At 31.3% G+C, this 9043-nt stretch carries 6 protein-coding genes and 1 pseudogene; 1 reads left to right on the top strand and 6 read right to left on the bottom strand.

Annotated features, from left to right (window positions below):
* Positions 1 to 175: 175 nt before the first annotated feature.
* Positions 176 to 1739, top strand: a pseudogene (locus BLV64_RS14235) (IS1182 family transposase).
* A gap of 106 nt (positions 1740 to 1845) precedes the next feature.
* On the opposite strand, the gene BLV64_RS14240 reads toward BLV64_RS14235, so the two are convergent.
* The 6 genes from BLV64_RS14240 to BLV64_RS14275 all read right to left on the bottom strand — a co-directional run.
* Positions 1846 to 2670, bottom strand: a complete 825-nt coding sequence (locus BLV64_RS14240; protein ID WP_092136727.1) for a hypothetical protein — start codon at positions 2668 to 2670, stop codon at positions 1846 to 1848.
* Positions 2671 to 3308: 638 nt separating this feature from the next.
* Complete coding sequence (locus BLV64_RS14250) at positions 3309 to 4706, bottom strand: hypothetical protein (RefSeq protein WP_092136731.1); 1398 nt, start codon at positions 4704 to 4706, stop codon at positions 3309 to 3311.
* A gap of 4 nt (positions 4707 to 4710) precedes the next feature.
* Entirely contained in the window at positions 4711 to 5403 is a 693-nt protein-coding gene (tssD, locus tag BLV64_RS14255; RefSeq protein ID WP_092136733.1) for a type VI secretion system tube protein TssD, read from the bottom strand.
* Between the two features lie 753 nt (positions 5404 to 6156).
* Positions 6157 to 6651 carry a hypothetical protein gene (locus tag BLV64_RS14265; RefSeq protein WP_092136736.1) on the bottom strand — a complete coding sequence of 165 codons (495 nt, stop codon included), beginning with the start codon at positions 6649 to 6651 and terminating at the stop codon, positions 6157 to 6159.
* Positions 6632 to 8398, bottom strand: coding sequence for a hypothetical protein (locus BLV64_RS14270; protein ID WP_092136737.1), 1767 nt, complete (start codon positions 8396 to 8398; stop codon positions 6632 to 6634). Before BLV64_RS14270 ends, BLV64_RS14265 begins: the two co-directional genes overlap by 20 nt.
* Before the next feature lie 126 nt (positions 8399 to 8524).
* Positions 8525 to 9043, bottom strand: a 519-nt coding sequence (locus tag BLV64_RS14275) for an IS3 family transposase (RefSeq protein WP_143034186.1), incomplete at its 5' end; no start/stop codon positions are given.

Consider the following 9043-nt stretch of genomic DNA (forward strand, 5'->3'; position numbering starts at 1 on the left):
GATTTTGTACGCGAGGATTTTCCGCAGGAAAATCAGAAGCTAGCAAAAGAGCAACGACCAAACGATCGAACTAAAATAAGCAATGTTTTTTACACTTTGTGCCTGTTGCACAACTCTGTTGATAAATTTAATACAAAGGTTATAAACGCGCAATATAAATTATTAACTTAATGATATGCAAGGAAAAAAGATATATCAGGAGAAGCTGTTTACAGAATTTTTATTGAGCGAACGTGTACCAGAGTACAACTTTTATCGACAGCTTAAAAGCGTATTAGATTTAAGTTATTTATACAAATTAACCGAGCCGTTTTACGGTGTTACAGGTCAAAAGAGTATTGATCCTGTGGTTTTTTTTTAAACTGTGTTTGGTTGGTTACTTGGAGAACATCATCAGCGATAGGAAATTAATCCAACATAGTAGTATGCGTTTGGATATTCTATTTTTTATTGATTATGATTTGGATGATGAATTACCTTGGCATTCTACCATTAGCCGAACACGGCAGCTTTTTCCAGAAAGTATATTTGAAGAAGTTTTTACTAATGTGCTGCACATGTGTATTGAAAAAGGTATGGTTAGTGGCCATACACAAGCTATAGATTCAGCACCTATAAAAGCGAATGCTTCCATGGATAGTTTAGAACTTAAAGTACCTGAAGAGGATCTAGCTTCACATTTACAGAAAATAAGGCACATTAGTGCCATGGGTAAAGAAGTTCCGTTACGAAAAAGCAAAGAAAATAAGGCCAGTAAAGATCAACAAACTATTAGTGCTAATAAGCAGGAACTTGGAGCAATAAAGAGCAGAAATAAAAAATGGGCAAAAGACCAAGATAAGCGTCAAGGAGCAGGAAATAAAGGCAGTAAATATACGAGTAATAAAACCCATTACAGTCCCACTGATCCAGATGCACGCATTAGTGTTAAACCAGGAAAAGCTAGAAAGCTTAATTACATGAGCCAATTAAGTGTAGATACGGGACACCATGTTATAACGGATATTCGGGCTTACCATGCCGATAAAAGAGATAATCAGTTTTTACAAGATATAGTAGGGCGTTTAAAGCCGAGGTTAAACCGTTTCGGATTACTTTGGCATAATTGCGTGGCTGATACGGGCTACAGTAGCGGAGAGAATTATGCTTTTTTGGAGCAGATTAACTTACAAAGTTTTATTCCACCTCACGGCACCTACAAAGGCGGTCCAGATAACTTTCATCATAATAGAGATCAAGACCATTATGTTTGTCCTCAAGGCGAGATTATCCCTTTTAAAAAAGTGTTTAACGATTACCGTACTGGAACCTTAAAAAAGGAATATCGCGGCACGACCCATCAATGTAAGGACTGCCCCATAAAGTTGAGCTGTTTGGGTAAAACTGCCAAAGAGAAAAAGTTTTCTGTAACGTATTACAAAGCAGAATATGAACGTAATATAAAACGTGTAAACAGTCCGAAAGGCAGCTATATGAAAGGCAAACGGCAAAGTACGGTAGAACCCGTTTTTGGAACACTCACCCAATTTATGGGCTTACGAAAAATAAATACCATAGGGATAAAACAAGCAAATAAAGTTATGCATTTAGCTGCCATGGCATACAATCTTAAAAAGTACTTGAAGTTTACACAGAAACTGTCAAAAACCAAGGCAAAAGCACTTGGTCTTATATTTTCTAAATTAAATGGACTCCAAAACCTAATAATCTTCAATTTCCACCAACCAAATTTTAATTAAATGACAGTTTAAGAAAATTAAAAAAGCCCTAAAAAGGGCTTAAATATCTTTCGATCATAAATTTTTAGAGCGTTGTGCAACGGTTACTGGTGTTGGCACAAGTATTTTACAATTTATATTGCCATTTATGAGTTTCATTGTCAAAAGAGATATTAAAACCTCTCATACTAGTCACAGGAATATTCGATTCGTTATGTCGTTTTATTTCCCATTTCGTAATTTTACTTACTAATTCTATGGCATCTTTTTGAAATTCGGTAAGAGGTTTACTAATTGATACTTCGAATTTAGTGGGAAGATTGAAATTAGAATCGATTTCTAATTTATAACCTCTATTGGTTGTTACATAGATAAGGTTTCCGTTTTCGTCAATAAGTAGTCTTAAAAAAGAATGAGGTTTTTCATATTTCTTTATTTTCCCAAGTTTTAAAATCGAATCTACATTTGTGATTGGTTGAGGATAATTAAAGTTGTTCTCTACAAAATAAATATAATTATCAAGTTTAAAAGAATTTCCATTGTCTAATACTTTTTGTTCTTTTTCTGAAAAAGTTCTTTTGTCAATTGGTCTTGAGTTTGAACAATAATATCCAAAAGTCAATTTATCTTTCCTAAAACGTGCATAAACAAGCCAATTTTCACCTATTTCCACATTCCAGTCACAAGATGTTATTTGTCCAGTATATTCTCCTTCAGATTTTAAAGTAAAATCCAATGTTTTCGGATTGTCACCATTTTTATAATGTTTCAAAATATCAAAAGAAATTGTATAAGTAAGAGAATCGGAAGCATATACTTTAGAAACCGCTCTTCCTTCAAATACATATTCGGCTGAATAAAATTCAAGAGCAGGTTTAGGCACCTCACAACTACAAGCAAATGTTTTTGTAAAAAATAGTATGAGAATTAATGTAGTTATGATTTTTTTCATATTTGTGCCAACGTGTCTGTATATGAAACGTAGCGTATAAAAAGACGCTGACCTTTCGGATTAAACACGAGCCGAATTTTTAAATTTTTCTTTTTATCTTAATTTTACTAAAAGCCAAATTTAAAAATTTGGCGGTCTTTGCAAATGCACACGAACCTTTGATAGAGCCTATAATAGCTATGTTTTATATACATTGTTGGCAACTGGACTTTATTCACAAACCTAATTTTTTATATGTTTTTCTAAAAATTAACCAGTTAAATACTATTGAGACAATTAAACTAGGAATGATAAATATTATAGTATTATTTGTCTTTGGATAGCCTAACATTATATCATTTTGGAAGTTAAAAAACAACCAGAAATAATTTGTTAAATATGCAAGACAAATTGACATCACATAAGCTAAAAACCATTTCTTTTGAAATTTTATTTTTATTAAAATTAGCATAAGTAATGATGGAATTATAAAAAATAAAGGAAGTTGTTTTATAGGCCAACCGATTAACCCACCTATGAACCCAAATAATACAGTATAAAATTCGTTATAATCATTGTTTGCTATTTTGTATAAACACATAAAAATAAGATAATAAACGAATAAATGTAAAACCCAAATTAACAAGAATAGATTTGTTTTATTTAGCTTCATAATTTTCTATTATTTTTTTGTAATGTTCCAATAAATATCCATTTTCATCTATTTTATCTTCAAAGTTTTTTCCAGTAGGTTTATGTCTATCCAACCAAAGCATTAGCATAGGTAAATCTATTCTAAATTGCTTATCTGTTACTTCTCCTTTCCAAGGGTCGTCAAATTCTGGTAAAACACTTAATGGGGTTTTATCCATAAACCAACTACCTAAACCGTGAGAGCCTTTAGCGTCTTGGTCTGCCATATCTTGATATTTTTCAATGGTAAGTTTGTCTGTTTTGTTATAAATAGGAACAGCTACTACACCTTGTTCGTGTTGTACAAAAGCTAAATCCCACTCATAGGCATCTTGTCGTTTTTCGAGTGGATTGTCTTTATATTTACCGTAAAAGAGTTCGTGAAACTGTGTAATGGCATAATCGCAAATACCAATATTTAGTTCATTTAATATAGTTTCTACATCATTAGTGATTCCTGTACCAGCAATACCATCTAAAATTTTTAAAGAGCTAACCAATTTTTTAGCACCTTTTAACCAGCGTGTTTTATGTTTAGTGTCGTTTGTTATTTTATCATCGAGCAAAGTGTAAAAATCTGCTATCTGGGCAAAAGGAGCTAAAACGCCTTGTAATTTATGTTCTAAAATATACATACAAGCATTTTTCCAAGTATCATCGTTAGCGTCACGGTTTTTGTTAAGCCAACAACCATCTTTTAGTTCGGTTTCTCCTGTGGCTAATGTATAAGTTTCTAAATCTGGAAATTCGCCGTGAGTTGCTGCGGTTTCTGTTTTTGTACCATTAGTTAAAAAATCTATTAATAAATTCTTGTAGTCAATACCAATTTCGGTATTTTGGGGAAGATATAATCTAATATTATCGTTATCTATACTTATATATTCATTAGAAAAGGCTTTGTCTTCTTCAAAAAGTCCTTCAAACATCAATTTTAGTTCAGTTCCAGAAACCGATTTTGTTTTAATTTTAGAGGTCGAGCAATCTATATCTTCTCCGCTATATGATATACTCATTACAGGAAATATTTTACCTGCTATATATATGCGCTCTCTAATATAGAGTCTGTTTGGTCCTGAAAAGGTTTTGTATTCTAACTTTTTATTATCTCTATTTGCTTTTCTAATTTTATATAAATATTTTACAAAACCAGTTTCTACTTCATTTAAGCCTTCTGCTTTTTTAGATGAAGAAATATTCTCTTCCTTTATAAAATGAAACCCATCTTCCATAAAAGGCATTAGAGCCACACCAATATTCATATGCGCATCGGCTTCTATTACGTTTGGGAAATCTATATGCATTGTGTTTCCTCTACCGCATTCAAAAGAAGCGATACCGTAATTATTATTGTTGTCTTCTGGCATAATATTATTGTTTTATGGCTGTTAGTGGTACTCTTGTTTCTTCATCGTTAATTTTAACACCTTTTAAAATATCGTTTTCTAAAATTTCTCCATTGTGTTTAAAATCTAATCTTGAATTATTTAAGTTTACTTTTATAGTCGTGCCGTTTGCATTTTCTGTTGTAATTACCAATTCTATTTCTTGATTGCCTTTAATGTCTTTTTCTTCTATTACTTCTCCGTTTTTGTTTTCAAAATGGTATTCAACAAGTTTTGGTTCAATTTCTTCTAAAATTGTAGCTTCAACATTATCTTTCTTAAAAGTTTCTCTCCAATATGCAGAATATACACCTGCTGAAGTAGAATCTTCAACTCCAGCGCAAGTAATATCTAAAGTTTCAGACATTGGGTTTGAACCTGTTGCCGTAAAATCATTTTTCCAACTCACAAGATGACAATCATAAAAATATAGTTTACGAGTTTTTCCACCCATAATGATTGGGTAAATATGTAATTCTATTTGTTTTTTTTCGTTTGGCGAAAATGACCATTCTGCAAGATTAAGGTCTTTTCGTGTTTCTATGATTAATTTTAGTCCAACAAACCTTGGTCTTTGTGAAGGTCGTCCGCTTATGTCTGCACCTTGATTGAAACCGAAAGTAAACCACAAAATGTTTACTTCCATATCATCTATTATTAATTTTGCTTTTACGCTCATACTTTTGTTATATTCAGAAAAATAAAAATCACTGGTTTTTGGGTTAATCTACTACTTTATTAGGATTTGATCTTGGAATACGTATATGGAAAGTTGCGTGTTTGCGTGCGAGGATTTTCCGAAGGAAAATCAGAAGCTAGCAAACGAGCAACTAACATTGGTTAAGCTAAAAATAGCGATTTTTTATATGCTGTGTTGTGTACAGGCTTTTTATTCAGTTTTTAATTAGTGTTGCAATTTGAAAAACAAAAATCATTATATAAACAACATAAAAAATTAGAATATCGTACCATTTAAATAGCAAGTCATCTCGCTCTTTATTATTTATTTGAATCGTAAACCAAATAGCAATTCTACTTCCATAGTGAAAAATAATAAGAGCTAAACTAAATCCTAGTAAAATCAGAAACAATTTATTCGGAATAGCATTGTCAAAAGGGTTAATAAAATGCATTAGTCCAAATAATCCGAGAACACATATCAGTCCGATTTTTAATCCAGAGTGAATATTATTTTTTTTTGTCAGATGCGAAAAAATCAGGAGATTAAGAGTTCCGAAAAGGAGTATGTAAATTATTGTCATTTACTAGTTTAGAGTGGTTTTTAGCTTGTACACAACGTTGATGTATATGGAAAGTAGCTGATTTGTAGGCACTAATTTTCAGTTTGAAACAAAGATAGCAGAAAAGAAGCAAACTTAAAGTTTAGCTCTTAACTGCTATTTTTTATATACTTGGTTGTAGGCAGTATTTTTTAATCAGAACATGGAAATCTAATTTTTACTAAACTCCAATTATCAACGTCTTCAAACTCTTTGCTACATTCAGCATATTGTTCATAATAAGCAATATTGTGCCTAGTTTCTTTATTTGGATGATAAAACAAATAATAGCTGCATTTAATTTTTGAAGGCATATCAAATGTGTTATCTACTTTTTTTTCGAAAAAATTCGATTCATCATCGTATTGAAATCTAAAAACTATAACTTCTTTTATTTTAGAAATACTTTTGAAGTATAATTCATCTAGAATTTTATAATCTTTGTTTTCTGTTTTTTGTTTTATAAAACTATTATCTAAATATTTGGTTTCTTGATTTAAGAAGTTTTCATTGATTACAATATCCTTAACTCTTTCTATGGTTGATAAATTATGTTTATAGTCTGAAACATTTAAATTATCGCAAGGACTACAACTCGTAATAAATACGACACCTAATAAAACGAATTTACCTGTCAAATTTCTCATGAGCTACTTTTATATTAATTTGTTGATTTATTGGTCTTTCGCAAAACTTTTGCTTATGAAGTTCTTTTAATTCGTTTCCTAGTAGAGGAGAGTATGTAAAATTTTGAGGGTAATGTTTATTAACTATGTGTGGAATAAAATCAAAATTTGGAGCATCTTCTGGTTCTATACAACTAATTTCATTTAGCGCAGTTTCAACTGCTTGATACCAAGTAATACTACCATTTTCTAAATCATCACCAAAACGAATGAACATTGCAACACCTAATAAATTTGAAGGTAAATCTTCATAGCTATAAGCACTTTCATTATCTTTCACACTTTGAATTAATTCTCCCATATCTCCACCAACTATACCAAGAAATGGTCCATTTTGGTTAGCCCATTCAAAAATTTTAAAAACATGATGAAAATCAATCCAGCCACCAACTTCTGAATAAACATATCTGTTAATATCTAGGCTTATTGGCAAATAGTCATTTGAGTTATTTATTGTGTAATTATTAGGTGCTAATGGATTTAAATTTTCTATTTGAACAAGATTACCTGTATTTTCATCTCTTTTATACATTAAATTGTATTCAAAATAATTTGCTAATGCTGTTATTTGTTGCTCATAAGTCAAACCATAAAGACCTGAAATATTGCTTATTTCATCTAATATTTCTTGCTTATTTGCTAACTGTCCCCATTTTGGTTCTTCATTTTCTTCGGGATTATCTGCCCATGCACTTTCATCACCAGTTAAATTACATGTTATATTTATAATAAAATCAATGATGTTTTCAGCTTCTATGCAAGCAGTAGAAGTATTATCTTGCCCACAATTAATAAGTATATAAGTCATTAATTCTTGTATGACATCATCATCCTGTTTGTTTGCCCAAAATTCCTGTTCTGGAGTCAGGTCAATAAACAATTCTAATTTTTCAGCATTGGAAAGAATAGTTGGTTCTGTGACATTCGTATTGTCTGTTCCATCTGGATTCTCACCATGGTTAGTACCTGAACTAGTGTTTGTTTGAGTTCCAGTTTCACCATTAGTATCTGTATTGGTTGAAGCCGTATCTGCACCAGGTGGGCAGAAGCCAGAAATTGCTTCAATAGAAACTGTGAATGAAGTTTGCACACAGTCACCAGATGCTACATCGACGGGCGAGTGGTTATTGCCAGCTGCACAAGTCCAATGACTGGCATATCCTGCAATACAATCAGAAGAAAATCTGTTGTCTAAATCAGTCATTTCTATTTGGTCCTCAATACCGATGACCTCTTTTCCGCTTTTTAGGTCTTCTTTCTGCTGTTCGGTCAGATTATAGGATACCAAAAAAGCGCGGTATGTGCCGTCCCTTTGTAGTGAAAGTAACAGGTTTTCCAAAAGGTTGTTTCCTGTATTTCTGTAGATAGGAAATGTATAGGAATGATATTCACCATCAATACTCTCAATGTATTTTGCATGGTTTGTATCTATCATAAAATCGTAAGTACTGTTGTACTCACCTTTATTCTGTGCTTGTTGATTGCTTTTTGAAAGTTTCTTTTGTAAGGTTTGCACTCTTGATGTTAAGAGCTCATTTTGAGAAATTTTGTCAAATGATATTTTAGAAGATTTAAAAGAAGCTTCTTCACCAATCTCTTGCTTGGTTAGATTACTTGTGATGTCATCTTGTTGGCAGTTAGTTAGTGATATTGAAATCGCAAATAGTAGGATTCCAATTTTGGTTAATTTTGTTAGTTTTCGTTTCATTTTTTTTCCGTTGTTTTAAATTTTAGTAATTTAGTTTGTTGTTTTGGCAATATTGCCTACAACGGTTACGTATAAGAATAGTGCGGTTTTTGTGGAGTGCACCCAAAAGGCTAGACAAATTTATAATTAATTTTGATAATAATGAGCTCGATATTCAATCGGGCTCATTCCTTTTAAATTTAGTTTAATTCTTTCATTATTATAATATTCTATGTACACTTTAATGTCTTTTTTCAATTGAGATATCGACTTATATTTATTTAGATAAAACAATTCAGATTTTAGAATACCAAAGAAATTTTCTATTACCGCGTTGTCTAAACAATTTCCTTTACGAGACATGCTTTGAGTGATTCCTTTATCCTTTAATAATCTTTGATACTGTCTCATTTGATATTGCCAGCCTTGATCTGAATGTAATATTAAGTTGGTTTGATTAGGAATCTTTTTAAAAGACTTTTTAAGCATCGTAACCACTTGTTTAAAATTTGGTTTTTCAGATAACTCATAACTTATTATTTCTCCGTTAAATAAATCAATTATTGGTGATAAATATAATTTGTTTCCAGAGACTTTAAATTCGGTTATATCGGTAGCCCATTTATTATTTGGTATTTTAGTTTTGAAATTACGCTGTAATATATT

This window comes from Bizionia paragorgiae, assembly GCF_900107625.1.
GTDB classification, from domain to species: Bacteria; Bacteroidota; Bacteroidia; order Flavobacteriales; family Flavobacteriaceae; genus Bizionia; species Bizionia paragorgiae.

Bases quoted from the DNA above. Each gene is read 5' to 3' on its own strand.
- BLV64_RS14240 (WP_092136727.1), bottom strand. From the start codon at position 2,670: ATGAAAAAAATCATAACTACATTAATTCTCATACTATTTTTTACAAAA.
- BLV64_RS14250 (WP_092136731.1), bottom strand. From the start codon at position 4,706: ATGCCAGAAGACAACAATAATAATTACGGTATCGCTTCTTTTGAATGC.
- tssD (WP_092136733.1), bottom strand. From the start codon at position 5,403: ATGAGCGTAAAAGCAAAATTAATAATAGATGATATGGAAGTAAACATT.
- BLV64_RS14265 (WP_092136736.1), bottom strand. From the start codon at position 6,651: ATGAGAAATTTGACAGGTAAATTCGTTTTATTAGGTGTCGTATTTATT.
- BLV64_RS14270 (WP_092136737.1), bottom strand. From the start codon at position 8,398: ATGAAACGAAAACTAACAAAATTAACCAAAATTGGAATCCTACTATTT.